Below are 26,369 nucleotides of genomic sequence, written 5' to 3'. Positions count from 1 at the left end.
AATAAGGCCCCTCTACTTGCAAAGAGGGAACCTTATTGTTTAATTGTTAATTGTTATTTGGATAACCTCTTTCGCAATTACTTCATCGGCATTAGGCATAGCCAGTTTGCCAATGTTGTTGCATAATATTTTTTGTTTCTCTTTGTCTTTTAATAATTCCAGTGTCTTGTCAACCAGTTTGGCCTCGGCATCGCGGTCGGCCACAAATATGGCAGCGTTTTCCTGCACCAAAGCCAGCGCGTTTTTGGTTTGATGATCCTCAGCCACGTTTGGCGATGGTACCAGTATAACCGGTTTTTTAACCTCGCAAAGCTCGGCAATAGTGCCCGCGCCGGCACGTGATATAATAACATCAGCCGCAGCGTAAACCAGATCCATACGGTTTAAAAACTCCCGTACCTGTATGTTGGGGTGAAAATTTTCGCCCAGTTGCTCTATAATACTTTTATAGTAATACTTGCCGGTTTGCCAAATTACCTGCACATCGGCATCAATAAATTTTTGCAGCCCGGCCTGTATGCTGTGGTTAAGCGTACGCGCACCCAGGCTGCCACCTAATACCACCACAGTTTTTTTATGTGCCGATAGGCTGTACAACTCCAAAGCCTGCATTTGCTTACCGGCAATGCTAACCGACTCCTTACGTACCGGGTTGCCGGTTTTAATGATGCGGTCGGCAGGGAAAAATTTATCCATTCCGTCAAACGCGACGCATATTTTTTTGGCTTTTTTACCCAGCCATTTATTGGTTACGCCCGCGTAGGAGTTTTGCTCCTGTATAAGGGTTGGTATGCCTTTCAATGATGCCGCGTATAATAATGGACCCGAAGCATAACCACCGACACCAACGGCGGCATCGGGCTTAAAATCTTTAATGATCTTCAGCGCCGCGCGTACGCTGCTTATCAGCTTAAAAGGGAACATGAGGTTTTTGATGATAGAACCACGCTGTATACCCTGTATGTTCAGGCCGATGATCTTGTAGCCTGCCGCCGGAACTTTTTCCATTTCCATACGGCCATTGGCACCTACAAACAATATTTCAGTTGATGGATCGAGCTTTTTCAAGGCATTGGCAATTGATACTGCCGGGAAAATATGCCCGCCCGTTCCGCCGCCGCTGATGATGATACGTCGTCGCCCAGCCCCCTGAAGAGGGAGGTTTACGTTGCTTGTATTTTTAGTTTGATCCATCATTTAACTCTCTTTCAATACTCCCCTTAGGGGCTTGGCGGTTACACCGCCACTTCCCTTATCTCGCCAACCACAACTTTTTTAGGTTCCTCAATATCCCTGCTTACTGATAGTATGATGCCGAAGGCCACGCTTGTAAATAATATGGATGTACCACCCATACTTACCAGTGGCAGCGGTACACCGGTTACCGGGCCTAAACCAACAGCTACGGCCATATTGGCAAATGCCTGTATAGTTAAGCTAAAGCTAAGTCCTGCCGCCAGCAATGCGCCAAAGGCTTTTGGAGCTTTAGTTACTATCTTGATACACCGGTAAAGCAAAAACAGGTAGATACCTACCAGTGCTATGCCGCCTACCATGCCGTACTCCTCAATAATGGTAGCATATATAAAATCCGAATAGGGGTGAGGCAGGTAGTTACGCTCGGTACTGTTGCCCGGCCCTTTACCCACAAATCCGCCGGTCGCGATGGCGATCTTGGCGTGATCGGATTGGAACGACTTATCAGGATCAGCTTTCTCAGGGTGCATGAAAGCGTTGATACGTGATACATAAGTATCACGACGGCCGCCAAACAGCATTACTCCGGCTAACAACACAACCCCCGCTAAACAAACCAATGCAATTTGTTTTATACTGATACGCCCTACAATGAGCAGCAGGATGCTTACACCAAACAGCATGATGGCCGTTGAAAGACCTGCCGGAGCGATCAATACAAACACTACGCATACTGAGCCCATGATAGGTACGAAGGATTGCTTAACATCCTTTATGTTTTCCTGCTTGCGCGATAGGGTACGGGCCAGGTAGGTTATCAGCGATAGCTTGGCTAAATCCGAAGTTTGAAAGGTTAATCCACCAGGCAAGGCAATCCAGCGGCTGGCATCATTTACGTGGTTACCGAACAGTAGCGTGTACAGCAATAACGGAATAGTAACGATCATTAACAGCTTTGATATACCAGCATAATAGCGGTAATCTAGCTTGTGTGATATGTACATGAGGGCGATGCCAGCCACAATCATGGCAAGGTGCTTCATCAGGTACGATTCTGCACCCGTGCCATGTTTATAAGCGATGGTACCGGTTGAGCTGTACACCGCCATTAACGAAATAACCGACAGCACGATCACGATCAGCCAGATCCAGCGGTCGCCTTTGGTATTGTTTAGTATCGCGTTTAACATATTTAACTCTCCCAACCCTCTCCAAAGGAAAGGGCTTTTTTATCTTAATAATTTTATTCCCCCTTCAGGGGGTTAGGGGGCTTACAGTTCCCTTACTGCATCCTTAAATTGCTGGCCGCGGTCTTCGTAGTTCTTAAACAGATCGAAGCTGGCGCAGGCCGGTGATAGTAAAACCGTATCGCCTTTTTTAGCTAAATGGAAAGCGATCTGCGCCGCTTCCTGTGCCGAAAAGGTATTTACTATAACCTCAACATCATCCTCAAAGGCATCATGTATGCGTTTATTATCCTTACCCAGGCATACAATGGCTTTTACCTTTTGCTTTACCAGGTCTTTAAGCATACCATAGTCGTTACCTTTATCAACGCCGCCCAATATCAGTACCACATCGCTGGTCATGCTCTCCAGCGCGTACCAGGTTGAGTTAACGTTGGTAGCCTTTGAGTCGTTAATAAAGCTGATGCCCGATATTTTGGCAACAAACTCAAGCCTGTGCTCAATGTTCTTAAAGTTGCCCATGCTCTCCCTCATACTCTCGTTCCGTAATTCAAGCACCTTGGCTACTATGCCCGATGCCATTGAATTATAGATGTTGTGCTTTCCCTGCAGGGCCAGATCTTTAATTGACATTGTAAAATGTTCTTGTTGTGTGTTGATGACAATATTGTCGTTCTCCAGGTATGCACCCGGCTGTATTTTCTTTTCGATTGAAAAAGGCAGCATTTGCGCGCCGAATGTGCGGCTTTGCAAACCTTTCAGTATTTCAGCATCGTCGGCGCAGTATATAAAATAGTCGTGCTCCGTTTGGTTTTGCGTAATGCGGAACTTCGACGCTACATAATTATCCATTTTATAGTCGTACCTGTCCAGGTGATCGGGCGTAATATTGAGCAGTATAGCGATATCTGCCTTAAACTCATACATGTCATCCAGCATAAAGCTGCTGATCTCCAAAACATAATAATCAAAACTTTCGGTTGCCACCTGGTAGGCAAAGCTGTTGCCTATGTTACCCGCCAGCCCAACATTCAATCCCGCGTTTTTCAGGATGTGATAGGTAAGGCTGGTAGTGGTGGTTTTTCCGTTTGACCCGGTGATGCAGATCATCTTAGCTTCAGTATACCTGCCCGCGAATTCAATCTCGGATATTACCGGGGTTTTTTGCTCGCGCAGCTTTTTAATGATCGGCGCTTTCTCCGGTATACCCGGGCTTTTTACCACTTCTGTAGCGGTCAGTATTTCGGCTTCGGTATGCTGCTGCTCCTCAAAGCGGATATTCCATTGCTGTAGCTGTGCTTTGTACTTATCGGCAATAGGGCCAAAATCAGATACAAAAACATCATAACCCTTTTGCTGCGCAAGGTATGCCGCGCCTACGCCGCTTTCGCCCGCGCCAAGCACTACAAGCTTCGCCTGTGCTTTTGAGGTTGATATGTTTTTTTCTTCGCTCATTTTATAATCTCACCGATTGCTCTCTGATTTTACCGATCGCCTTAATTTTTATTCTCTAATTACTAATCTCTAACCTCTAATTACCACACACTACTCACCACTCACTATTCACCACTCTATCTCAGCTTCAATGTTATGATCGCCATTATCGCCAGCATAATGCCTAATATCCAAAAACGGGTAACGATCTTGGATTCGTGGTAGCCCTTTTTTTGGTAATGGTGGTGCAGTGGCGACATCAAGAATATCCTGCGGCCCTCGCCGTATTTCTTTTTAGTATATTTAAAATAGGATACCTGCATAATCACCGACATGTTTTCTACGATAAAGATGCCGCAGAGTATGGGTAGCATCAGCTCCTTGCGTATCATGATGGCGAATACCGCAATGATACCGCCGATGGCCAAACTGCCTGTATCGCCCATAAATACCTGGGCAGGGTAGGAGTTGTACCACAGGAAACCGACACATGCACCCACAAAGGCCCCGGCAAAAATTACGAGTTCGCCCGAGTTGGGGATATACATAATGTTGAGGTAATCGGCTATAACCGTATTGCCCGATACATAAGCCAGCAATGCCAGCGTAATGCCGATGATAGCCGATGTACCCGTAGCCAGGCCGTCAATACCATCCGTTATATTGGCACCGTTGGATATCCCCGTTATAATAATGATCACGAAGAACAGGAAAACCACCAGCGCGTATTGCTCGTACCCTTCGCCGGTAAATTTTAATACCTTGCTGTAATCAAACTCATTGTTTTTGTAAAAGGGCAGGGTAGTAATGGTCGACTTGATATCCTGCGTATAAACCGGCACATTATCGCGCATATGGAATGATACCGGGGCATCATAAGTTACCGGTAGTTTTACTTCCTGTCGGATAATAATGCTGTCGTTGAAGTACATTGTCCAGCCGATAAACAGGGAAAGGATAACCTGACCGGTGATCTTAAAGCGGCCTGCAAGACCCTCTTTGTTCTTTTTAAATACCTTGATATAATCATCCAGAAAACCGATAGCACCCAGCCAAATGGTGGTTACCAGCATCATGATGATGTAGATGTTCTCCAAACGTGCGAACAAAAGGGTAGGCACTACAATACCCAGGATGATGATGATGCCACCCATGGTAGGCGTACCTTGTTTTTGCATTTGCCCTTCAAGGCCAAGGTTGCGCACGGTTTCGCCCACCTGCTTATAGCGCAGATAATCAATCAGCCTGCGGCCGTATACCGTGGTGATAATTAACGACGTAATTACCGACATTGCCGTACGGAACGTGATGTACTGAAACACCCCCGCTCCCGGAATGTGGAATTTTTCGTTTAAATATTGAAAAAGGTAGTATAGCATCTGCCTTTGTTTTAATTCATTTCTTTAAATAACGCTACCAATTCTTCCATATCGTCAAAGTGGTTGCGTACGCCGTTTATCTCCTGGTATTTTTCGTGGCCTTTACCGGCAAGCAGTATCACATCACCGGGTTTGGCCAGGGTACAGGCTGTTTTTATAGCCTCACGCCGGTCGGTAATACTCAATACATGGCGTTTGAATGCCGGGTCAACACCTGCTTTCATATCTTCGATGATCTGCGCCGGATCTTCGCTGCGCGGATTATCTGACGTTAGGATCACGTTGTCGCTCCATTCGCAGGCTACCTTTGCCATCACCGGGCGTTTAGTTTTATCACGATCGCCGCCGCAGCCAATCACCGTTATTACTTTTTCGTCGCCTTTGCGTATCCCATGAATGGTGCTTAATACATTTTGTACTGCATCCGGCGTATGGGCGTAGTCAACAATGCCGATCACCTTATTAGGCGCTACTATATAATCAAAGCGGCCCTCAGCGCCAGGCAGTTTGCTCAGGCTGGTTAGTACTTTGGCTTTATCCTGATCGAGCAACATGGCAGTAGCGTAAACCGCCAGCAGGTTGTAAGCGTTAAATGTACCTACCATCCTGAACCATACTTCTTCGTTATCAATGTTCAGCAGCAAACCATCAAACGCGCTTTCCAATATCTTAGCCTTGTAATCGGCCATGCTTTTAAGGGCATAGCTTTTTTTATGGGCCTTGGTGTTTTGCAACATCACGCTGCCGTTTTTATCATCGGCATTGGTTAAGGCGAATGCATTTTTAGGCAAGCCGTCAAAAAAAGCTTTTTTAGCATCACGATACGCCAGGAATGTTTTATGGTAATCCAAATGATCGTGCGTAAGGTTGGTAAAAATGCCGCCGGCAAAAGTCAGCCCCTGTATACGGTGCTGCGCTACAGCGTGCGAGCTTACTTCCATAAAGCAATAATCGCAACCCTGGTCTACCATATCAGCCAGTAGGCTGTTAAGCGCTACCGGATCGGGTGTGGTATGGGTTGAGGGTATGATGGTACCGTTGATCTGGTTTTCAACGGTTGACAGCAACCCGCATTTATAACCGAGGTCACGAAACAACTGGTATAAAAGCGTGGCAATTGTGGTTTTACCATTAGTGCCCGTTACACCAACCAGTTTCAGGTTCGATGATGGCTTTTCGTAAAAGTTAGCTGCCACAATACCTAATGCGATAGCCGAATCAGCCACCATTAAAAAGTCAACCTCGCCGGTAACATGCGCGGGTAGTTCTTCGCAAATAATAGCCGCGGCTCCATGTTCTACCGCTTGCTCAATATAATCGTGCCCGTCAACCACAGTGCCTCTAACGGCAATAAACAATGAGCCGGGTACCACCTTGCGCGAATCAAAAACAACGGCTGTTATTTCAACATCCGCGCTGCCTTGTAACTCGGTAAAAGCAAGCCCCTCAATTATATCGCTCAAGTATCTCATTGCAGTTCCAGTATTATTTTTGATCCCTTAGGTATCAGGCTGCCGCCCGTTACCGATTGTTTTTTTACCGCGCCGCTGCCGCGTGCCACTACTTTATAACCGGCGTTGCCCATTACATAAAGTGCGTCGCTAAGCCCCATGCCGGTAACATTAGGTACCGAGCCTTTTTTTACTTTGGTATCTTCAAAGGCGATACCGCTGCTGGTGTCGATCCCGTTTTCTAAAGCGTTTACAGACGCGTACAAGGGTTTAAGGCCAAGTTTGCTATAAACATGTTTTAAGGCTTTAACATTACCCTGCTTAACATCGGGCATGCTGGTGTTACCCACAAAATGCTCGGTTTTGTTTTGGTTGATGCGCATATCAGCGGCATAAACCTTGTCGGCTATTTCCCTGAACGCCGGACCAGATACCGCCGCGCCATAGTAGCCGTTTTTTGGGTCGTTAATAACTACGATCAACGAATACTTCGGATTATCTGCAGGGAAATAACCGCAAAATGATGCCTGGTACTTGCGGTTGGCACGGTAGCCCAGATTAGCATCGGCCACTTGTGCGGTGCCCGATTTACCCGCAACCTTATAAACCGGGTTGTTGATGATACTTTTACCAGTGCCCTCGGTTATTACCCCCTCAAGCATGGCTTCCATCTTGCTCAATGTAACATCCGAGCATATTTTCGGATTAATAACACGGGCGTTGAAATGCTCTACTGTATTACCTAAACGGCGTATCTCACGCACAAAGATTGGTGCGATATATTTGCCGTTGTTAGCAATCGCGTTATAAAACGACAGCATTTTTAAAGGCGTAAGTTGCATCTCGTAACCATAGGCCATTTGCGGCAAGCTCATGTTTTTGTTCCAGCTACGGTTTTTTGGGTTCTTTACAACAGGTTGTGCCTCGCCCGGAATTTGCAGGCCCATTTTTTCATTCAGCTTCCAGTCATATAGGTGATCGGTAAATTGAGATTGATTATCATGGTAAGCCGTATTTACCAAATAGGCTACCGCCGCGTTTGATGATTCCTCGAACGCCTTTTTAACCGTTACCCGGCCAATACTGCCATGTGAATCCTTAATGGTGTGGCCTTTGATTGGATAATTACCGGTGTTCACCATGGTATTGGTATCTACCTTGTTGTCTTCCAGCAGTGCCATATACGAGGCTACCTTAAAAGTAGAACCTGGATCCTGGTTGCCGGCAATGGCATAGTTGAACTTTTCTTTATAAACACCATCCTCAACCTTGGTAAAGTTTGCTACAGCGCGTACTTCGCCGGTATTTACCTCCATCAGGATGGCCGTACCATGGTGGGCATCGCTTTTAATCAGTTGTTTTTCCAAAGCGGTTTGTACCACATCCTGAAAGTTAACATCGATGGTTGATATAATGTCCGCGCCTTCTTTTGGTGCGATATCATACTCACCGTCGTTCACCGGCATCCATATGCCACCGGCAATGCGCTGCATCAATCTGCGGCCTTTTTCGCCGTTAATGTAATTGGCAAAGGCACCTTCTAAACCCACCGGGTTTTGTATATTATCATTTTTATAACCTATGGTACGCGCCGCCAGGGTTTGAAAAGGCATAATACGCTTGTTCTTTTGCACAGCTATAAGTCCGCCACGGTATTTGCCCATATTGAAAATAGGGAACTGGCGTACCTTTTTCAGTTGCTGATAAGTGACCTTACGCTTTAGTAAAAAGTAACGGGCCTTTTCGTGCCTGGCCTCGCGCAATATGCGGGCATACTGACGTGCTGATTTATCAGCGAATAACCCCGATAATTTTCCGGCCAGCGAGTCAACCTTTTCGTAAAATATCTTGTCGTCCTCAATGGCGCCGGCAAGCATATCCATACGCAGTTCATACTCCGGTACCGATGTAGCCAGCAGGCTGCCATCAACCGAGAAGATGTTACCTCGGCCGGCCTCAACGTCCATATTACGCACCGAAAGACTATCGGCCATAGAGCGCCATTTTTTGCCCTGTATTACCTGTACGCGGCCCAGTTGAAATACAACGGCAATAGCAAAAAGCAGGATCAACCCGAAAGCAAGGTAAACCCTGAGCAGTATGTTGGTCCTAATTCCCATTTTGATCCTCCTTAACGGTTATTTTTTGAGGTGGTTCAAGTGATTGTTTTATGCCGATAGTATCGGTACGTTTAGCTACTTCGGTTAACGTGCTTTTATAAGCCAGCTCGGCTTTTGCCGATTTATAATCCCAGGTAAGCTCTTTAACTTCTTTACTTATCTTATCAATATCACGCAGATTTCGCTCGGCCAAATGCCTGTTTGCTATATAAAGCATACATAAAAACGCTACGTATAAAATAAAAGGCAGGGCCCTGGTAGCCTCCTCGGTGGTTACAAAGCCTTTATTTAAAAATTGCGTAAAAAGGTTATCCGGTATTTCACGTGCCGGCTTTTCTTCCACAATAAGCTCCTTTTCAGCTACTTCTTCCTCAATTTCACTGCGTAAACGATTCGTCATTTCTTTACAGCTATTCTAAGTTTCGCGCTGCGCGCCCTGTTGTTATCTTTTATCTCGTCCTCAGTTGCGGTAATAGCGCCACGGCTCACCGCGTCCAAAGGTTTTTTATCGTTACCATATAAATCCTTTTCCACCTCGCCACTGAATTTGCCTTTGGCGATGAAGTTCTTAACCAGCCTGTCTTCCAGCGAATGGTATGACATCACCACCAGCCTGCCGCCGGTACCCAGTACTTCTGCCGATTGGGCCAGAAAATCCTTCAAGGCTTCCAACTCCTGATTTACCTCAATGCGCAATGCCTGGAAAACCTGCGCTAGGTATTTGTTCTCCTTGCCGCGTGGTATCAGGTTGCTGATGGCGTTCTTTAGGTCGGCAATGGTATTCAGCGGGGTATTCAACCTTGCTGTCGCAATGGTTTTGGCCAGCGACTTCGCATTTTGTATCTCACCGTAAACGCCAAAAATGCGGTGCAAGTCAGCCTCAGCATAGGTGTTTACTACCTCCTTAGCGGTCAGTGTATCGGCCTGATTCATGCGCATATCCAGCTCGGCGTCAAAACGGATAGAAAATCCGCGGTCGGCCTGGTCAAACTGATAGGATGATACCCCCAGATCAGCCAAAATGCCATCCACCGGGATAGCATCATGCAGGCGGCAAAAGTTTTTTAAGTACCTGAAGTTCTGATCAACAAAAGTGAAGCGGTCATCATCAGGTATATTGCGCTGGGCGTCGGCGTCCTGGTCAAAAGCGATCAGGCGGCCATCGGGGCCAAGATGTTTGAGTATTTCGCGCGAGTGGCCTCCGCCGCCAAAAGTCACATCTACATAAGTGCCGTTGGGTTTAATGGCCAGCGCCTCAATACATTCCTTAAGCATTACAGGTACGTGGTAACCGTTAGTCATCGTCCCTCCTTCCTGCACTGCCCATTACCTGCTCAGCCATTGCTGCAAAATCATCCGGAATGCTGTTCATCAGCTCATCATAAGCGGCCGGTGCCCATAGCTCAATTTTGTTAAGCTGGCAAGCCACAATCACTTCGTTGCTGATGCCGGCATAATCAAGCAATGCCTTCGGCAACAGTACGCGCCCGGCAGCGTCTAAAGACAAGCCCATGGCTCCACGGGTGAAAAAACGCACAAAATCGCGGCTTTTCCTGTCGTATTGATTAAGTTTGCTCAGGTCGTTCACCGTATTTTCCCATTCCTTTTTAGTGTATATCGTCAGCTGTTTTTCAAACCCGCGCAAAATCACAAGACCCTCTCCTTCAACTCCGGGGAGTTGTTTCTTGAGGTCCGCAGGGATCATTAAGCGCCCCTTGGCATCCAGCTTGCAATCATATTCACCTAACAGGAATGACATCTATGGTATATCGGCAAATTTTGTAACGTAAAAGTAAATCACTTTTCCCACTTTCTACCACTTTCCCCCACTAAAAGTTTTCAACATTTTTAGTGCGCTTTTTGTTGCGTTAATTTTTTAAATAGTTTTGCTGTAAATCAGTTGTTTATGGCAGTGAATGATGCGGTGGGAAAAAGTGGAGCAGAAATGCAGGTTTTAGAGGGGTTTTAATAAGACTAGCAAAATATATAGACGCCAAAGTTGATTGAAGCGTAGTTATTGTGTGAGTTTATCGCAATTTTGTTGATCGGCGCCATAGTATATATTTGAGAGCCGGATGGCACTGTAAATCACTGGCAAAACACACTATGCAGAAAATATTAAAATTAGTTTTGATTGTAGTAGTTACGATTGGCCTGGTATATGTTCTAGCTGCTTATATCAGGATGGATAGTTTCTCGTTCGCATGGATTTTAAATTTTATGTTGATGACGGGTGTACTCGCTTTTACCGAAACATTAAAAAGCGACCTCGCTTCATCTTATTATAGGGAGAAGAAATGGGAGCGTGGCGGAAAGATTTACGAGCAGTTTGGCATCAATTTCTTCAGGAAGTTATTGGTTTGGGTAGGCTGGGAAAAGCTGCATAAAAAAAACAATCCGGTAGCAAAAGATATCCAAGCGTTAAAGCATTTACATCATCAAACTAAAAAATCGGAGTTGGGCCACATGATTATCCTGTTCATCGTATTTGGATTTAATATTTTCGTGGCCGTTAAATTCGGATTTCTCAAGTCACTATCGTTACTGACATTGAATGTATTATTTAACCTTTACCCAATCTTTCTTCAACGATATAACCGCCCCCGGATAGAAAGGGCTATCGCCCTGAGTAAAAACAGATGATACTTATTTGGAAGATTTGGTAAGCGAATGCGCCAATATTAATTGATGAATTATTTAACTTTGGATTGTGAAATCATTCTGCCTTATAATTTCCATGATTGTGCTGATAATGTCGGCAAAACCATGTTGTGCAGATCAGGGTTGTCAGGATACTATAAACGAAATAAAAGAGCAAGCCGCTAAGCAATCATCCCATGAAAAAGAGTGTATCGGTTGTTCACCCTTCTTTATGTGTTGTTCTTGTTTTGGTTTTGTTGTCACCAATCCTGTACTAACTTCTATTGAAGTTATTTTTGAAAGTCCTGAGCGTATATATGCTTCTTATACTCATCCTTATTTAAAAGAAGTGGCTTTGGCAATATGGCAGCCCCCTCAACTAAGTTAATCCCTTTTTATAGCCACCGTTGTGGCTTATTGTTATTGGAATTAACTTAATCATAAAAATTAATGAAACGAATATTTGTGCTCGTAGCAGCACTGCTATATACTACTTTAGCTCTTTCTCAAAATACATTTAAAGCCATTATTAAGGATGGTAAAACAAATACCCCCTTAATTGGCGCAACCGTACTATTACAAGGTGCAACCAAAGGTGCAACAGCCGATACAAGTGGGCTAATAACTTTAAGCGGGCTACCAGATGGGATGCAGATTTTGCAGTTTCGCTATGTAGGATACCAAACCAAACTGGATACGCTTACTTTTCCACTTCAGGTACCAGGGATGGTGGTGGTGCAGTTGATGCCATCAGGTAAAGGGGAGGGGGAGGAGCTCATTGAAGTTACCGTATCGTCTACACGCAGCAGCCGTACTATTGCCAATACACCTACCCGGGTAGAAGTTATTTCAGGTGAGGAACTGGAAGAAAAAGGCAATATGAAACCCGGAGATATCCGCATGATGCTCAATGAAAGTACGGGTATACAAACGCAGCAAACATCGGCAACCAGTGGTAACTCGGCCATCCGTATTCAAGGGTTAGATGGTAAGTACACGCAGATAATACGTGACGGCTTTCCTTTGTACTCCGGCTTCTCAGGTGGATTGGGTTTACTGCAAATAGCACCGCTGGATTTGAAACAGGTGGAGGTTATCAAAGGGGCATCGTCAACACTTTATGGTGGCGGCGCAATTGCCGGGTTGGTTAACCTGGTATCAAAAACACCTACAGATGAACGAAAGCTGGATTTTCTTTTAAACGGCACATCAGCAAAAGGGTTGGATGCAAGCGTGTTTTACGGCCAAAAGTTTGATAAAGCAGGTGCAACTATTTACGCAGCCTATAATCATGGTTCACCTTATGACCCTTCAACAATAGGTTTAACCGCTATACCCCGGTTTAACCGCTATACGTTAAATCCGAAATTATGGCTGTATTTAAATGATCGCACTACACTTAACATTGGTTTAAATACTACCATAGAAAACCGGATCGGTGGTGATCTTGATTACATCAATGGCCTGGGTAATGCGCAGCATTCTTACTTTGAGCAAAATAAGACAGGCAGATACAGCAGCCAATTACAACTTGACCACAAGCTGAATGATAATGAAAAACTGACATTTAAAAACAGTGTGAGTTATTTTTACCGCAATATAGCTTTGCCTGATTATCGTTTTTCGGGTGTGCAGGTATCTTCTTACAGTGAAGCTAATTATTCATTTACGGGCAAAAGGTCGGATTGGATAGCAGGGTTGAATTTATTGACTGATCGTTTTGAAGAAGAAAAACAGGGTGCTTTTGCGCTTCGCGATTACACCTATAACACCATTGGCGGTTTTGTTCAGAATACGTTTGATATAGATAATAATATTACACTGGAAACCGGAATCAGGGGTGATTATCACAACGATTATGGTTTATTCCTTTTACCGAGAGTATCTGCACTCTGGAAAATCAATGAGCATTTATCTACCCGTTTGGGTGGTGGCCTGGGTTATAAAGCACCAACGATATTTACAGAAGATGCAGAGCGGATACAGTTTCGGAATGTGTTGCCATTGGATGTTACGGAAACCAAAGCTGAGCAGTCATACGGGGCCAATTATGATATAAACTATCATGCAGCCTTATTTGATGACGCTGTAGCATTCAGCATTAATCAGTTGTTATTTTATACCAAAGTTAATAACCCCATGCTGTTGAAACAACTTATAAATGGCAACCTCCAATACCAGCAACCGGAAGGAAATTTGAATACTAAGGGTATGGAAACCAATATCAAACTTACATATGGTAATTTTAAGCTTTTTATAGGCTATACACTTGCTGATGTAAAGCAAACCAGTGAGAATGCCACTACTGATTATCCGCTGGTATCCCGTCACCGTTTAAATAATGTACTCATGTATGAGGTGGAAGATAGGTTAAAAATAGGTTTGGAAGCGTATTATTTTAGCCCTCAACAGTTAAACAACGGAAGCATAGGAAAAGGATATTGGATAACGGGGCTAATGGCGGAGAAGATATGGGAGCGGTTTTCACTGTTCATTAACTTTGAAAACCTGACAGATACAAGGCAAACCAAGTTTGATACAATATATACAGGGAGCATTACTAACCCGGTATTTCGGGATATTTATGCGCCATTAGATGGTTTTGTAATTAATGGAGGAGTTAAATTCAAGCTTTAGTAACAATTCTTAAAACAGTAAGCCTTACCTTATGGTGAGGCTTACTGTTTTTTTATCAGTTCACTTCCAGCAAATCCTTTTCCGGCAACTTCGGGAATTTGCCGTGCGGCTCGCGCTGATACCAGTAGGCTACCGTTATAATATCCGACTTTTGCGGCAGATAACGCCCGCCATCGCGCCAGCCTAAATCCTGTATGGTTACTTTTAAATCTTTATCAAACCTTACAGGGTCCATAATATGCCAGCGGTACATGCCAAAACGTTGCTGAGCTTTGTAAGTTCCGTCGGGGCGTATTACCTGGTGCAAACCGGCGTAGGGGGTGGTAAACTCGGTGTATTTGCCGCCGCGGTCAAAGTTGTACGATCCGCAAAAGTAGTCCTCCGTGCCAGTGCCTGCTATGGTTGGATATTCCTTATCGCCATCCATGAAAAATTTGATCTCGCCCTCGCCCCACCAGCCGTTATTGTTTACCCCAATGCCCATGTAAGTACCCACATACTGCCCTTTGCCCTTAACTCCATCCAGTATAGTATGCAGCGATGTGGTGTTGGGGTTTGAGCGGCGGTACTGTGCATGAAAATAGGCTTCATCATCGCCGATGGTAGTGAGCGTATAGTTGATCTGGTAATACAATCGCATTGGTTCGGCCTTATTGATGTTCTCCAACGTAACACGGCATTTTTTGCGGAAAGGCATCTTCCAGTAGCAATTAAAGGCACTACCCGGGTTTACTGTAACCGGCAAGGAGTTTAGCGGCGCATACTCATTACCCCAGCCCATTCCGAAGAACACGCCAACTGGCGACTCCACCGATGGTTCGGTTTCATCATCCCAATAAAAGCGGAGGATAGAGAACTGCCAGTTGCCGGTAGGCGTCATCCATATTTGTTGTATGGCGCCGGGGCCTTCCATTTCGGCAATGGTAATGGTTTCGCCGGGGTTTACAATGATGAAGGGGTTTACCTTCCAGCCTATACCCAGGTCGCGGGCTTCATTAGCGGCATTGGCCACATTGCGCTGGCCCTTGTTCTTCACCGGGTCGGCCATGGCTCCCTTGCCCTTAGAACCGGTAAAATTCTCCGGACTAATGGATCTCGTTTGCGCGTCGGACAGTCGGGAAAGATTGCCCAGGTTCATATCCAGCCCGTTAAATTTTTCGGGTTGCTGGGCTTTGGCAGTTATAAAGGCAGCGGTAACCCATAAAGCTAAGAGCAGTTTTTTCATAAGCGGTATTTGTTAGTTATAATTGGTAAGCCGATGTTTAGCACCGGCCTACCTCAAATTAACGGATATTGAAAAACTTTAGCAACCCTTAACGCCAATGTTACTTAAAGCTAATTTCGGTAGGGCCCGACACACGCTCCACATGGCAGGCGCATTTGCCGCCGGATATTTTTACGGTATCCTTACGGCTAACATTGGTGGCGCTATCAGTTGCGGTAAGTTCAATATCATCGCCGCCTTCTGTCAGTTTTTTGCGGTCACCATCATCAACAATGGTAAACATGTTGCCTGTGGTTTGATCCTGATGGGTTAGGTTTTGACCTGTGCGCAGGTTAACGGCCTTAAAATCCTTAACTGGTTTGTTATAGCTTACCGGCACGCTGGCAAACATCATAGTACAGGGCTTGTCGGGGCATTTTTCTTCGGCCTGGTTACAGGTATTTATAGCCAGTATGGCTAAAAGCATTACGGGTAATTTGGTCATGGGTAAATTAGAAATTAAAAAAAATGGCCCGACTTATTAAGGCCGGGCCTCACAACAATTAAACACTATTTATATATAATAGTTCTTCAGCTAAAACCGGCGCTTTCACGTTGCAGGTTTTATTTCATAGGATGTAGGGTAAGTATTTAGTCAAATTGTATCGTGTCCGGACCGGAGAGTTTTTTGATGTGGCAGGCACATGCGCCGCCTGATATAACAAGTGATGCGTTTTTTACCTTTTTAGTAACGCTATCAACGGCCTTAATGTTAATGATGTCTCCTTCTGAAGAAAGTTTGTCGAGGTCGCCGTCATCAGCCACAGGATAAACGTTTTCAGGGTAAAGGTCGTATTGTTTTTGATGGCCCAGCGTGTCGCCGGTTCGTTTATTCACGGCACTGAAACTGCTCAAGGTGGCGGGTTTGCCATCTTTATCAATAAAACTGACGGTGATGGTAGCGAACTCCTCGGTACAAACCTTATCCGGGCAGGTAGATATATCCTTTTTTCCGCACGATGTAATTACCAAGGCTGCAGCGATGAATAAAAACGTTCTTTTAAGCATAAAGCAGGTTTTATTATCCTTACGCAACGGTAACAGCTAACGCTACAGCTTTATACGAATTTTATTGGTTGGATGAGACCACTTCAACCTCGGCTACCGGGCTGAACAGGTAGATGCGCCGTGTGGCGACTTCAACACATTTATAACGCTTGCGCAGCTTTTCCCCTTTTTGAAATACACGGCCATCCTTTAGTTTGAATAGGGTGTTGACAGCTATCTTTTCAACCGTGTGTATCGATTCCTTCGGATTATCGTATAAGCGCAGCGAACGGTACAGGTTAAGATCTGAGCAGCTTGAAGCGGCGGGATTATTCAAGTAACGCACAATGGCATGCTTTACATCTGCCGGAAAAACATCCTTCTCAAAAAAAGGCTGCATCATCTTCTTAAAATTGTTCTTCCACTCGGCGCCGTGGGGTTTGGCTTTGTGTTTATGCTCGTTCCAGGTGTGCAGGTGCGCGAACTCGTGCACGGTGGTCACCAAAAATGCGTAGGGGTTTAAATTGTAGTTAACTGAGATGCGGTGTCCCTTGCCATCAAACGGCGGACGGTAATCGCCAAACTTACTGCTACGGCCACGCGATATTTTAAATTCGCACTTAAAATAATCTATCCACCGGCCAATAAGCGGCGCGGCATCGGGTGGCATATAACGGGCAAGAATTTGTATTTTATCCAAAGGTAACCTCTGCGGACAAAGATACTAACCAACAGCCTATTTTAAAAGCTGATAGGTAATGAAGGCTACGCCATAGGCCAGCGCCGTCATGTAAGCGAATTGTATGGCGGGCCATTTCCAGCTCTTGGTTTCGCGGTATACTACGGCAACCGTACTGGCGCATTGCATGGCAAAGGCATAAAACATCATCAGTGAAAATGCCGTGGCCAGGGTAAATACCGGTAGCCCGGTTTCAGGGTTGCGGGCATTAGCCATTTTTTGCTGTACCGATTGTATGTCGTCCGTATCGCCCTCCACACTGTAAATGGTTGCCATGGTGCCCACAAAAACCTCGCGGGCGGCAAATGAGGTAATGATGGCGATACCGATCTTCCAATCGTAGCCCAACGGTTTGATGACCGGCTCAATGGCGTGGCCAAGCATGCCGGCGTATGAGTTCTCCAGTTTCTCGGACGCGATGATGCGGTTCAGTTCTTCGGGGCTGTTAGTCTTTATTCTTTCGGTAACGCGGTATTTCTGGTCAATGCGCTCAAACCGGTCGCCCGGCCCGTAGGAGGCAAGTACCCATAATACGATAGATACGGCGATGATGACTTTACCGGCCTGTATAACAAAGGCTTTGGAGCGGTCGTACATGGCGAACAGAACGTTCTTCCACCTCGGCATACGGTAAACAGGCAGCTCCATAATAAAGTAACCGCGCTCGCGTACCTTGAGGATAAACTTGAGCACGAAAGCCACAATAATGGCCGATACCAAACTGAAAACATAGATGGCCGTAAGTACCAAACCCTGCATGTTAAATATGCCCCACACCCGCTGGTCAGGCACTACCAGGGCGATAAGCAGGGTGTAAACCGGTAAACGTGCCGAGCAGGCTACCAGTGGGGTAACCATAATGGTGATCATCCTGTCTTTCCAGTTCTCAATGGTACGGGTGCCCATAATAGAAGGTACGGCACAGGCAAAACCGCCGATCAATGGTACTACCGATTTACCGCTCAGACCTACCTTGCGCATCAGTTTATCCATCATAAAAGTTACCCGCGACATGTAGCCCGTATCTTCCAGTATGGAAATGAAAGCGAAAAGGATAGCGATTTGAGGAATAAAAACCAGCACCCCGCTTAATCCCGCTAAAACGCCGTCAATAAGCAGGCTGGCCAGCGGCCCTTCGGGCAATACATTACGCAGTGCATCCTCAGCCCAAACAAAAGACGCCTCAATAAGGTCCATCGGGTAGGATGACCAGGCGAATATCGACTGAAAGATAAAAAGTAATATCCCCATAAAGATGACAAAGCCCCATACTTTATGCGTCAATATATGATCTATGCGGTTGCTGAAACTTTCGTGCTGCGCGGCTTCGGGTGTTTTTACGGCATCATAAAGTAGATCATTTATAAAGTTATAGCGGGCAACGGTTTCAGCTGCCTGCGCTTTTTGCGAATGGAACGCATGTTTCTGCTCCAGGCTTTCAATACGGTCGCTTTGCTCGCTGCTCAAAAAACGCAGGTGTTCATGCTGATGCGCTAATTGCAGCGCGAAGTAAGGGTTATCAACCTGTAGCTCTTCGCTGATCTGTCCGATCAGTTCGGGCGCAAGAACATTTACATCAATGGTATCAGGCTGCAGGGCCACTTTATTGGCATGGGCTATGGCCTGCTTAAGTTGGGTTACGCCTTCTCCTTTGCGTATGGCCATCGGTACCACAGGGACACCCAATTTTTTCGAGAACAGGTCGATATCAATTTTTATGGCTGATGAACGCGCGAGGTCCATCATATTTAACGCCACAATAACCGGTATCTTTAAATCGGCTATCTGGGTATAAAGTAACAGGTTTCGTTTAAGGTTGGTAGCATCCAGCACAACAACCACCAGGTCAGGGCGGGCGGTGTCCGCTTTATCGGCCAGTACAGAAAATACGATAGATTCGTCTTTACTTTTGGGGTAAAGGCTGTAAGTGCCGGGCAAATCCACCACTTCGGCGTGGCGGCCATCGGGCAGTTGCATGTAACCGGTCTTTTTATCAACTGTAACACCCGGAAAGTTGCCTATTTTTTGGTTTAAGCCGGTAAGTACGTTAAAAAGGCTTGATTTGCCTGTATTAGGGTTTCCGGCTAATGCTACGCGTATATCGGCTTTCAAATCAAAACTTATTGTAAAATGATGGTTGAGGCCTCGAATTTACGAAGGCTGAGCTGGTAGCCTGAAACGCTGATCGCTATAGGATCGCCAAGCGGGGCAACACGGGTAACCTTTACGGTTTCGCCCGGCAGGCAGCCCATCTCCATCAATTTCACCGACATTTCCAGATCGGTAAACTCCTTTACAACGCCGGTTTGGCCTACTTCAAGCTGCGATAGATCCATCATCAGTTATAAATTAACCCTGCAAATATAGGCTTATTTATACCCAATCCAAATAAGCCGGAGCTTAACGGCATTATTATTTATATAATGATTTATGAATGACGCTCAGTTTTGTGCTGCACATAGCCAAAATGCGGACAATTACAATCCTTTTTAAATATGCCGCATGATGCCAGCAGGAGCATACCACAGGCCAAGGCTACGATATATAATTTATTTATTTGCATATTTTACTGCGTTGCTGGTAACTAATATGCTGAACATGCCCATACAAATACCAACGGCGTCGGCAAATAAATCATTCCAATCGGCGCCGCGCCAGGTGAAAAAGTATTTTTGCAGCAACTCAACGGCACCGCCAAAGGCAACCATGAACAAGATGATCAGCACTGTAGTTAATACGGATAAGCCGCGCTTTTTGTTGTGCCTTAAGTAACCGGCGCTGTACAAAACCGTCATGGTAAAAAACAGGCCGCAGTGCACCAGCTTATCAAACCCCTCAAAAAACGCGGGCGAGTGGCTTACCCCGCCCATCTTAATATTGCAGATAACTAAAATAAAAAAGGCCCACAAAATAGCGGGCCAGTAACTTTTAAGTACAGCGTTCATTAAGCGCCTACTAAGCTTTTATATTCATCGGCTGATAAAAGCCCGTCAACATCAGCAAGGTCGGCCGGCGTAATCTTAACGATCCAGCCTTCTCCATACGGATCAGAGTTAACCAGTTCAGGCTGGCTATCCAGCGCAGCGTTAACCTCATTAACCGTACCCGTAACCGGGATAAACAAGTCTGAAACAGTTTTAACCGCCTCAATAGTGCCAAAAACTTCTTCTTTTGCTACTTCCTGGCCAACGGTGTTAATGTCAACATAAACAATGTCGCCCAGTTCGCCCTGTGCAAATTCGGTGATGCCGATAATAGCCTGGTCACCTTCAATTTTGATCCACTCGTGGTCCTTAGTGTATTTTAATTCGGCCGGAAATTCCATTTCAGTCAATATTTTAATATGTGCTCAAAAATAAAAAAACTTTGGCTTTAACAAACATAAAAAGGGGTTATAATGAAATATGCCCTTAATTAAAACGCAATGGTACAAACTTTGTTAACTCATACAAAATAACATATACTACCATGAAAAAACTAAGTTTAGTAATGATGATGGCGCTTGGCGCTTTCACTTTCCAGGCCTGTCAAAATTCGGGCAGCAAAGATGCAGTTGAAACAGCCGACAGTCTGAACACCAATACCGACACCAGCACAAGTGCAGCAGCTACAGATAGCGGTACTATTGCGGATGAAGATTCAAAATTCTCAACCGAAGCGGCTAACGCAGGTATGGCTGAAGTAGCCCTGTCAGAACTGGCATTAAAAAAATCAACCAATGCTGATGTTAAAGCGTTTGCACAATCAATGATCAAAGATCATAGTGCGGCTAATGAAAAACTGAAAGCCCTGGCCACAACCAAAAACATTACATTGCCTGCCGTAGTAGGTGAAGAGGAGCAAAAAGTTGCTGCCGACCTATCAACCAAAGCAGGTGCTGAGTTTGATAAAGCTTATGTAGATCAAATGGTGAAAGACCACGACAAAGCGGTATCATTATTTGAGGATGGTTCAAAGAATGTTAAAGATGCCGATTTGAAAGCTTTTGCTACCGAAACTTTGCCAAAATTGAAAGCTCACAAGGAGCACATCAAAACCATTAAAGATAAAATGAAATAAGCCACCGCAGTATTTTCTGCAAGGTGAAAAGGCGGCAAGCGTAAAGTTTGCCGCTTTTTTGCTTTTACACACCTAACAGCAGCGCTAAAATTGTAATATTGCATTATGTCATCACCTATAGTAGCCGGTTTAATGGCTTTCGGCATGTCGGGCAGGGTATTCCACGCGCCGTTTTTAAATACAAGCGAAAACTTCAGGTTGAAAGCCGTAGTTGAGCGTAATCAGAAAAAGGCTCATGAATATTACCCGGATATCATCAGCTACAATGCTATTGACGAGCTGCTTAACGACGACGAAATAGAACTCATTGTAATCAATACACCCAACTATACCCATTACGACTTAGCTAAACAGGCGCTCAATGCAGGCAAACATGTATTGCTCGAGAAACCCGCCGCCGCCACTACGGCCGAGGTTAAGGAGTTGTTTGATTTGGCCCGATCGGTAAATAAGCACTTGTTGGTTTACCAAAACCGCCGCTGGGATAGCGGGTTCCTTTCTGTTAAAGAGGTGATAGAAAGCGGCCGCCTCGGTAATATTGTAGAGGTTCATTTGCGGTTTGACAGGTACCGCCCCGCCATAGGTCCCAAAATTTTCAAAGAAAGTAAGGATATGGCTGCCAATGGAATATCGTATGATCTTGGTCCGCACCTGTTGGATAACGCCATCGCGCTTTTTGGCAGGCCGATAAGCTGGCATAAAACTTTAGGAAGTTACCGCGAAGGTTCGCAGGTGGATGATTATATTAACCTGCATCTCATCTATCCAAACCAGGTAAATGTATACCTAACCGCCGGCTTATTAATAGCCGAGCACTTGCCTGCATTTGTGGTACACGGTACGTTGGGTAGCTTTGTAAAACCGCGCACCGATGTGCAGGAAGATCAGCTGAATGCCGGTATGATGCCAACCGATGGAGCTTATGGCATTGAGCCGGAAGGCAGCGAAGGTAAACTGGTTACGTTTGATGAGGTAGGGGAGAAAGTAACAGAGATGGTGCCATCAAAAAAAGGCGACTATAAAAATTTATTTAAGGCGGTGTATCATACCATACGCGAAGGCGCGTTATTCCCGGTAACAGAGGAGCATATTGCCTGGCAGATTGAGATACTGGAAGCTTAAATTATAAAGTGGTTATGAAAAAACTGATATACGCCGCATTGATACTGGTTACTGCTATCGGATGCATCCAGGCGAAGAATGATAAAAACGATAACGGCACTGAAAGTTCTAACACTGCGCAGGCGCCCATCCGCAATACAGAAAAGCTTGCACCTTTTAAGATACTTACTACCGATAGTACCTATTTCAGTTATAAAGATTTGAAACCCGGTAAGCCGGTTATGCTGATATACTTCGCGCCGGATTGCGGCCACTGCCACGATTTGATGAAGGAGCTTAAGCCCCAGTTTAAACAACTTGCCAAAGTGCAGGTGGTATTAGTTACCTGGACTAAATATGAATCGTTAAAGCCTTTTTACAAAGAGTTTGAACTGGCCAAACAACCTAACTTTAAAGTAGGTACTGAGGGTTACGACATGCCGGTGCAAAAGTATTATCAAATTGCCCAAACGCCTTTTACTATTTTGTATGACAAGAATGGCAAACTGGTTAAAGCCTTCCCTAAAGCGCCAAAGGCGGATGAGCTTTTAGCAGAGGTAAAAAAGGTTTAACGCTTATTGCTGTAACTGTTTTTCCTGCTGTTGTTGCTGCTGTTGTTGTTGCATTTGTATCATTTCCATGTAGCGTTGGTAACTGTTTTTGCTGAATTCGGTCACCTGGTCGGCAATAGGGACTTCAATCACCTGGTGCTGGTTATCCGGCAAAGCTTCCTGGTCTACCGATACGGTAACAACCAGTTTATGGTTTGATGAGCCTTTATATATACCCTTAACCGGTGAACAGTCCGAAAAGTTACGGCCAACCGCTAAGCGTACATGGGTATCATTGGCTATACAGTTGTTTGTAGGGTCGATGCCCAACCAGCCATAATCAGGTATAAAAGCCTCAACCCAGGCGTGGGTTGCGCCCTCGCCGCGCATGCCGTTGCTGTTGGTGCATATGTAGCCGCTTACATAGCGCGCAGGTATTTGTAATATGCGCAGCATCTCTATCAGTATATGGGCAAAATCCTGGCAAACGCCCTGCTTCATTTTCCAGATCTGATCCAGCTTGGTATCAACGGTAGTTACACCTTTGATGTACTCAAAATTATCAAATACGTACTGGCAAAAGCGCAGTACAATCTGGTACGGGGTGTCATCATCCTTGCGCTCCTTATGTACAATTTCCTGTAGTTCGCCAAGGCCATCAAAGTATTCCTGCTTTAAAAAATCAATGTAGGGTACTACGGTTTGCAGCCGCTTAAGGTCTTCCCACTGGTGCGAAGGGAATATATCGTTAACCGGAAGCGTGCGGTGTTTGGTGGCCACCAATACGCGCGAGTTGATCACCATAACGTTATGCCGCTCGGTATAAGTAAAGCTACCTATGCGGTTGCCAAAATAGTCGGTATGCACATCAACATTTGGGTTTCCGGTTATGGTGACTTCCTGGCGAATTACTTCCTGGTAATCATCAACAATGGGGTAGAGGATTATCTGGTTCGCGCTGTCGCGAACTGTTCCTTCGTAAATGTATTTGGTGGTATGTTGTATCTCAAATTCGGGCATGGCGTAGGGTTGTTAAGCGTTGGCAAAGTAATACTCGTTCATGGCGTTGCCGATGCCATAGAGCTCGCCGCGTATCTGGCTTAAAAAGGAGTGCAGCCCTTCCTGCCGGATGCTGCGTACCGAATTGTATTTAATGCGGCTCTGCAAGCGGCCGATCTGGAAAGACATCTCACGAAAATTTTCGAGATTGTTGTCATTCTTCAACCGGTCAAAATAACGTTGTATGTTATTAACTGAATAAATAACCGAGCGCGGGAAGTCATTATTCAGTACTACTTGCTCCAGCACATTTTCAGCCTCGAAGCCCTCGCGATAGGTCTTCAGGTAAAGTTCGTACCCGCCTAACGAAAGCAAAAGGTGTTTCCAATAGCTGGTATCGGTTAACAGGTCGGGATTGTCATTGATTGAAACGAATTTCATATCCAGTATATCTACCGATTGTATGGCACGCTCCAGGTATTTGCCTATGTTCATAAAGCTGCGGCCCTCGCCGCGTTCCATCGTGATCTCTACGGTGCCGTAGTAAAGCATAATCTGCTTGATCAGCACATCAAGTACGCCTATAGGGTCCTCGCGTTGCAAAGCCCTTTCCAGCCGGCTATCCTTAACGGCATGGTAATACTCGTTCAGGCATTGCCATAAATCCTTGGTAATGTGCTCCTGCACACTGCGGGCGTTCTCACGGGCATGCGTAATAATGTTGAGGATGCTGTTCGGGTTGGTTTTGCCCGTAACCATATATTTTAATACGGCTCGGGTGTCATTTTCCAGTTTCTGCGCTTCCTCGTCATCCAGGCCGGCAAAAATGCGTACCACCGGCTCCCAGGTAAATTCCTGAATGGCATCCTGCGATGAAGCGTAATTAATTTTGAGCATACGTAAAATACCATCGCTACGCTCAATATACCTGCTTAACCAATAAAAACTTGCTGCTACTCTGCTTAACATTTTTTGCTCCCAGGCCCCCTAAAGGGAGATGTATTTTTAATTTCTGTTATACTTAAATCTTTATTTGTCAACTCCCCCTTTAGGGGGTTGGGGGGCTCAGCTTAACACCCATGTATCCTTACTGCCGCCGCCCTGCGAGCTGTTTACTACCAATGAGCCTTCTTTCAAGGCTACCCGTGTTAAACCGCCGGGCACTATCTCAATTCCATCCGGGCCATATAATGCATAAGGCCTCAGATCAATGCGCCGTGGCGTTAGTTCGCCCTGCATGTAACATGGCGCTGCCGACAGGTTGATAGTAGGCTGGGCAATAAAGTCGCGTGGATTCTTGATGATCTCCTGTTTGTACTCGTCAATTTCCTGCTCGGTTGAGGCATGGCCCATCAGCATACCATAGCCACCGCTGCCGTTAGTGCGTTTTACCACCATTTTGTTGATGTTCTTAAACACGTGTTCGCGCTCATCGCGGTCGCCTAACTGGTAGGTAGGCACGTTTTTTAGTATAGGCTCCTCGTTCAGGTAATACTTAATCATTTGCGGTACATAGGCATAAACGGCCTTGTCGTCAGCAACGCCGTTACCAATGGCGTTCACAATAGCCACATTGCCCTTACGGTAAGCTCCCATAATTCCCGCTACTCCCAGCATACTTGCCGGGTTAAATACCAGCGGATCAAGATAATCATCGTCCACGCGGCGATAAATTACATCTACCTGCTGCAGGCCGATGGTGGTTTTCATGTATACTTTATGATTATTTACCACCAGATCGCGCCCCTCAACCAGCTCAACACCCATCAAACGTGCAAGGGTGGTATGCTCAAAGTAGGCTGAGTTGTATATACCCGGACTTAACAGCACGATGGTTGGGTTATGTATTTGCCGCGGCGAAAGCGCCAGCAGGTTTTTGTATAATATGGATGGATATTCGGTAACGCTGCGAACACCACATTGCGGCAACAGATCAGGAAATAAGCGCTTGGTGATCTCCCGGTTCTCCAGCATATAGCTTACGCCTGAGGGAGTACGCAGGTTATCTTCCAGTACGTAAAAAGTACCGTCGTAATCACGGATCAGATCGATGCCCGAGATATGAATATAAATATCATGCGGAACCTGCAGGTTATACATTTCGCGTAAAAAATGCGGGCAGGAGTAGATGATATCTATCGGGATAATGCCATCTTTGATGATGAACTGGTTACTGTAAACGTCCTTTAAAAAGAGGTTAAGGGCGGTGAGGCGTTGCTTTATGCCGCGCTCAACAAAGGCCCATTCCTGCGCGGTTATAATGCGTGGGATAATATCGAAAGGGAAAATCTTTTCAATACCCTCACCGCTGTTGTAAACCGTAAAGGTGATACCCTGGCTCATAAAAAGGCGTTTGGCCAGGTCTTCTTTTTTATTCAGATCATCAGCGGATTCACGCGAAATGTAGTCGATTACCTTGCGATAGTGATCTCTGACACTTGAATTTTCGCCGTACATCTCGTCCCAAACGCCATTTATGGGATTGTATTTATTAAAATAAGTTGATTCAACCATAAAGATGTAAAAGACGAATATTTATTTTATGATATTTTAAATAATCTGATGTAATTTATAAATCAATTTTAACAAAATGGAATTAAAATTTAGATATATAGCAAAAAATG

Annotated in this window: 26 protein-coding genes; 6 read left to right on the top strand and 20 right to left on the bottom strand. The window is 45.3% G+C overall.

Annotation, left to right across the window (positions count from 1 at the left end; genetic code table 11):
• Window positions 1-39: 39 nt before the first annotated feature.
• The 9 genes from murG to mraZ all read right to left on the bottom strand — a co-directional run bounded on the left by murG (window position 40) and on the right by mraZ (window position 10,527).
• Window positions 40-1,194, bottom strand: a complete 1,155-nt coding sequence (gene murG, locus ABD960_RS14300) for an undecaprenyldiphospho-muramoylpentapeptide beta-N-acetylglucosaminyltransferase (protein WP_345332835.1) — start codon at window positions 1,192-1,194, stop codon at window positions 40-42.
• A 41-nt stretch (window positions 1,195-1,235) separates the two neighbouring features.
• A complete protein-coding gene (locus ABD960_RS14295; protein WP_345331833.1) occupies window positions 1,236-2,387 on the bottom strand; it encodes an FtsW/RodA/SpoVE family cell cycle protein in 1,152 nt (383 codons plus the stop codon).
• 81 nt (window positions 2,388-2,468) lie between these two features.
• Window positions 2,469-3,839 carry a UDP-N-acetylmuramoyl-L-alanine--D-glutamate ligase gene (murD, locus tag ABD960_RS14290; RefSeq protein ID WP_345331832.1) on the bottom strand — a complete coding sequence of 457 codons (1,371 nt, stop codon included), beginning with the start codon at window positions 3,837-3,839 and terminating at the stop codon, window positions 2,469-2,471.
• Between the two features lie 116 nt (window positions 3,840-3,955).
• Complete coding sequence (mraY, locus tag ABD960_RS14285) at window positions 3,956-5,197, bottom strand: phospho-N-acetylmuramoyl-pentapeptide-transferase (protein ID WP_345331831.1); 1,242 nt, start codon at window positions 5,195-5,197, stop codon at window positions 3,956-3,958.
• 11 nt (window positions 5,198-5,208) lie between these two features.
• Window positions 5,209-6,669 carry a UDP-N-acetylmuramoyl-L-alanyl-D-glutamate--2,6-diaminopimelate ligase gene (locus ABD960_RS14280; RefSeq protein ID WP_345331830.1) on the bottom strand — a complete coding sequence of 487 codons (1,461 nt, stop codon included), beginning with the start codon at window positions 6,667-6,669 and terminating at the stop codon, window positions 5,209-5,211.
• Window positions 6,666-8,768 (bottom strand): penicillin-binding protein, encoded by a 2,103-nt coding sequence (locus ABD960_RS14275; RefSeq protein ID WP_345331829.1) that lies wholly within the window; start codon window positions 8,766-8,768, stop codon window positions 6,666-6,668. The genes ABD960_RS14280 and ABD960_RS14275 overlap by 4 nt, the downstream gene beginning before the upstream one ends.
• Window positions 8,758-9,168, bottom strand: a complete 411-nt coding sequence (locus tag ABD960_RS14270; RefSeq protein WP_345331828.1) for an FtsL-like putative cell division protein — start codon at window positions 9,166-9,168, stop codon at window positions 8,758-8,760. Before ABD960_RS14270 ends, ABD960_RS14275 begins: the two co-directional genes overlap by 11 nt.
• A complete protein-coding gene (gene rsmH, locus ABD960_RS14265) occupies window positions 9,165-10,070 on the bottom strand; it encodes a 16S rRNA (cytosine(1402)-N(4))-methyltransferase RsmH (RefSeq protein ID WP_345331827.1) in 906 nt (301 codons plus the stop codon). Before rsmH ends, ABD960_RS14270 begins: the two co-directional genes overlap by 4 nt.
• Window positions 10,063-10,527 (bottom strand): division/cell wall cluster transcriptional repressor MraZ, encoded by a 465-nt coding sequence (gene mraZ / locus ABD960_RS14260; protein WP_345331826.1) that lies wholly within the window; start codon window positions 10,525-10,527, stop codon window positions 10,063-10,065. The genes rsmH and mraZ overlap by 8 nt, the downstream gene beginning before the upstream one ends.
• 347 nt (window positions 10,528-10,874) lie before the next feature.
• Between mraZ and ABD960_RS14255 the strand changes: the two genes are divergently transcribed.
• The 3 genes from ABD960_RS14255 to ABD960_RS14245 all read left to right on the top strand — a co-directional run bounded on the left by ABD960_RS14255 (window position 10,875) and on the right by ABD960_RS14245 (window position 14,045).
• On the top strand, window positions 10,875-11,411 hold the full coding sequence (locus ABD960_RS14255) for a glycosyl-4,4'-diaponeurosporenoate acyltransferase CrtO family protein (protein WP_345331825.1): 537 nt from the start codon (window positions 10,875-10,877) through the stop codon (window positions 11,409-11,411).
• 67 nt (window positions 11,412-11,478) lie between these two features.
• Window positions 11,479-11,796 (top strand): hypothetical protein, encoded by a 318-nt coding sequence (locus ABD960_RS14250; RefSeq protein WP_345331824.1) that lies wholly within the window; start codon window positions 11,479-11,481, stop codon window positions 11,794-11,796.
• Window positions 11,797-11,858: 62 nt separating this feature from the next.
• Window positions 11,859-14,045: a TonB-dependent receptor gene (locus tag ABD960_RS14245; RefSeq protein WP_345331823.1), complete on the top strand. Its 2,187-nt coding sequence runs from the start codon at window positions 11,859-11,861 to the stop codon at window positions 14,043-14,045.
• Window positions 14,046-14,100: 55 nt separating this feature from the next.
• On the opposite strand, the gene ABD960_RS14240 is transcribed toward ABD960_RS14245, so the two are convergent.
• From ABD960_RS14240 to gcvH, 8 genes are all read right to left on the bottom strand, one after another.
• On the bottom strand, window positions 14,101-15,270 hold the full coding sequence (locus ABD960_RS14240) for a glycoside hydrolase family 172 protein (protein ID WP_345331822.1): 1,170 nt from the start codon (window positions 15,268-15,270) through the stop codon (window positions 14,101-14,103).
• Window positions 15,271-15,370: 100 nt separating this feature from the next.
• Window positions 15,371-15,754: a hypothetical protein gene (locus tag ABD960_RS14235; protein ID WP_345331821.1), complete on the bottom strand. Its 384-nt coding sequence runs from the start codon at window positions 15,752-15,754 to the stop codon at window positions 15,371-15,373.
• A 146-nt stretch (window positions 15,755-15,900) separates the two neighbouring features.
• Entirely contained in the window at window positions 15,901-16,317 is a 417-nt protein-coding gene (locus tag ABD960_RS14230) for a hypothetical protein (protein ID WP_345331820.1), read from the bottom strand.
• 61 nt (window positions 16,318-16,378) lie between these two features.
• Complete coding sequence (locus tag ABD960_RS14225) at window positions 16,379-16,996, bottom strand: SprT-like domain-containing protein (protein WP_345331819.1); 618 nt, start codon at window positions 16,994-16,996, stop codon at window positions 16,379-16,381.
• Window positions 16,997-17,032: 36 nt separating this feature from the next.
• On the bottom strand, window positions 17,033-19,147 hold the full coding sequence (gene feoB, locus ABD960_RS14220) for a ferrous iron transport protein B (RefSeq protein WP_345331818.1): 2,115 nt from the start codon (window positions 19,145-19,147) through the stop codon (window positions 17,033-17,035).
• Between the two features lie 8 nt (window positions 19,148-19,155).
• Entirely contained in the window at window positions 19,156-19,371 is a 216-nt protein-coding gene (locus tag ABD960_RS14215) for a FeoA family protein (RefSeq protein WP_232178477.1), read from the bottom strand.
• Window positions 19,372-19,584: 213 nt separating this feature from the next.
• Entirely contained in the window at window positions 19,585-19,980 is a 396-nt protein-coding gene (locus tag ABD960_RS14210; RefSeq protein ID WP_345331817.1) for a VanZ family protein, read from the bottom strand.
• Window positions 19,980-20,360, bottom strand: coding sequence for a glycine cleavage system protein GcvH (gene gcvH / locus ABD960_RS14205; RefSeq protein WP_345331816.1), 381 nt, complete (start codon window positions 20,358-20,360; stop codon window positions 19,980-19,982). Before gcvH ends, ABD960_RS14210 begins: the two co-directional genes overlap by 1 nt.
• Before the next feature lie 143 nt (window positions 20,361-20,503).
• On the opposite strand from gcvH, the gene ABD960_RS14200 reads away from it, so the two are divergent.
• The 3 genes from ABD960_RS14200 to ABD960_RS14190 all read left to right on the top strand — a co-directional run bounded on the left by ABD960_RS14200 (window position 20,504) and on the right by ABD960_RS14190 (window position 22,767).
• The gene (locus ABD960_RS14200; RefSeq protein WP_345331815.1) at window positions 20,504-21,094 is read left to right on the top strand and encodes a DUF4142 domain-containing protein; all 591 of its coding nucleotides are present in this window, start codon (window positions 20,504-20,506) and stop codon (window positions 21,092-21,094) included.
• Between the two features lie 105 nt (window positions 21,095-21,199).
• Window positions 21,200-22,216, top strand: a complete 1,017-nt coding sequence (locus tag ABD960_RS14195) for a Gfo/Idh/MocA family oxidoreductase (RefSeq protein ID WP_345331814.1) — start codon at window positions 21,200-21,202, stop codon at window positions 22,214-22,216.
• A 14-nt stretch (window positions 22,217-22,230) separates the two neighbouring features.
• Complete coding sequence (locus tag ABD960_RS14190; protein WP_345331813.1) at window positions 22,231-22,767, top strand: TlpA family protein disulfide reductase; 537 nt, start codon at window positions 22,231-22,233, stop codon at window positions 22,765-22,767.
• A 3-nt stretch (window positions 22,768-22,770) separates the two neighbouring features.
• On the opposite strand, the gene ABD960_RS14185 is transcribed toward ABD960_RS14190, so the two are convergent.
• The 3 genes from ABD960_RS14185 to ABD960_RS14175 all read right to left on the bottom strand — a co-directional run bounded on the left by ABD960_RS14185 (window position 22,771) and on the right by ABD960_RS14175 (window position 26,259).
• A complete protein-coding gene (locus ABD960_RS14185) occupies window positions 22,771-23,766 on the bottom strand; it encodes a transglutaminase family protein (protein WP_345331812.1) in 996 nt (331 codons plus the stop codon).
• A gap of 12 nt (window positions 23,767-23,778) precedes the next feature.
• Window positions 23,779-24,714: an alpha-E domain-containing protein gene (locus ABD960_RS14180; RefSeq protein WP_345331811.1), complete on the bottom strand. Its 936-nt coding sequence runs from the start codon at window positions 24,712-24,714 to the stop codon at window positions 23,779-23,781.
• Window positions 24,715-24,810: 96 nt separating this feature from the next.
• Entirely contained in the window at window positions 24,811-26,259 is a 1,449-nt protein-coding gene (locus tag ABD960_RS14175) for a circularly permuted type 2 ATP-grasp protein (RefSeq protein WP_345331810.1), read from the bottom strand.
• Between the last annotated feature and the right edge of the window lie 110 nt (window positions 26,260-26,369).

It is taken from the genome of Mucilaginibacter defluvii (genome assembly GCF_039543225.1).
GTDB lineage: Bacteria > Bacteroidota > Bacteroidia > Sphingobacteriales > Sphingobacteriaceae > Mucilaginibacter > Mucilaginibacter defluvii.
Note: the sequence above shows the minus strand (reverse complement) of the source record. Positions and strands in the feature narration are given on the sequence as shown.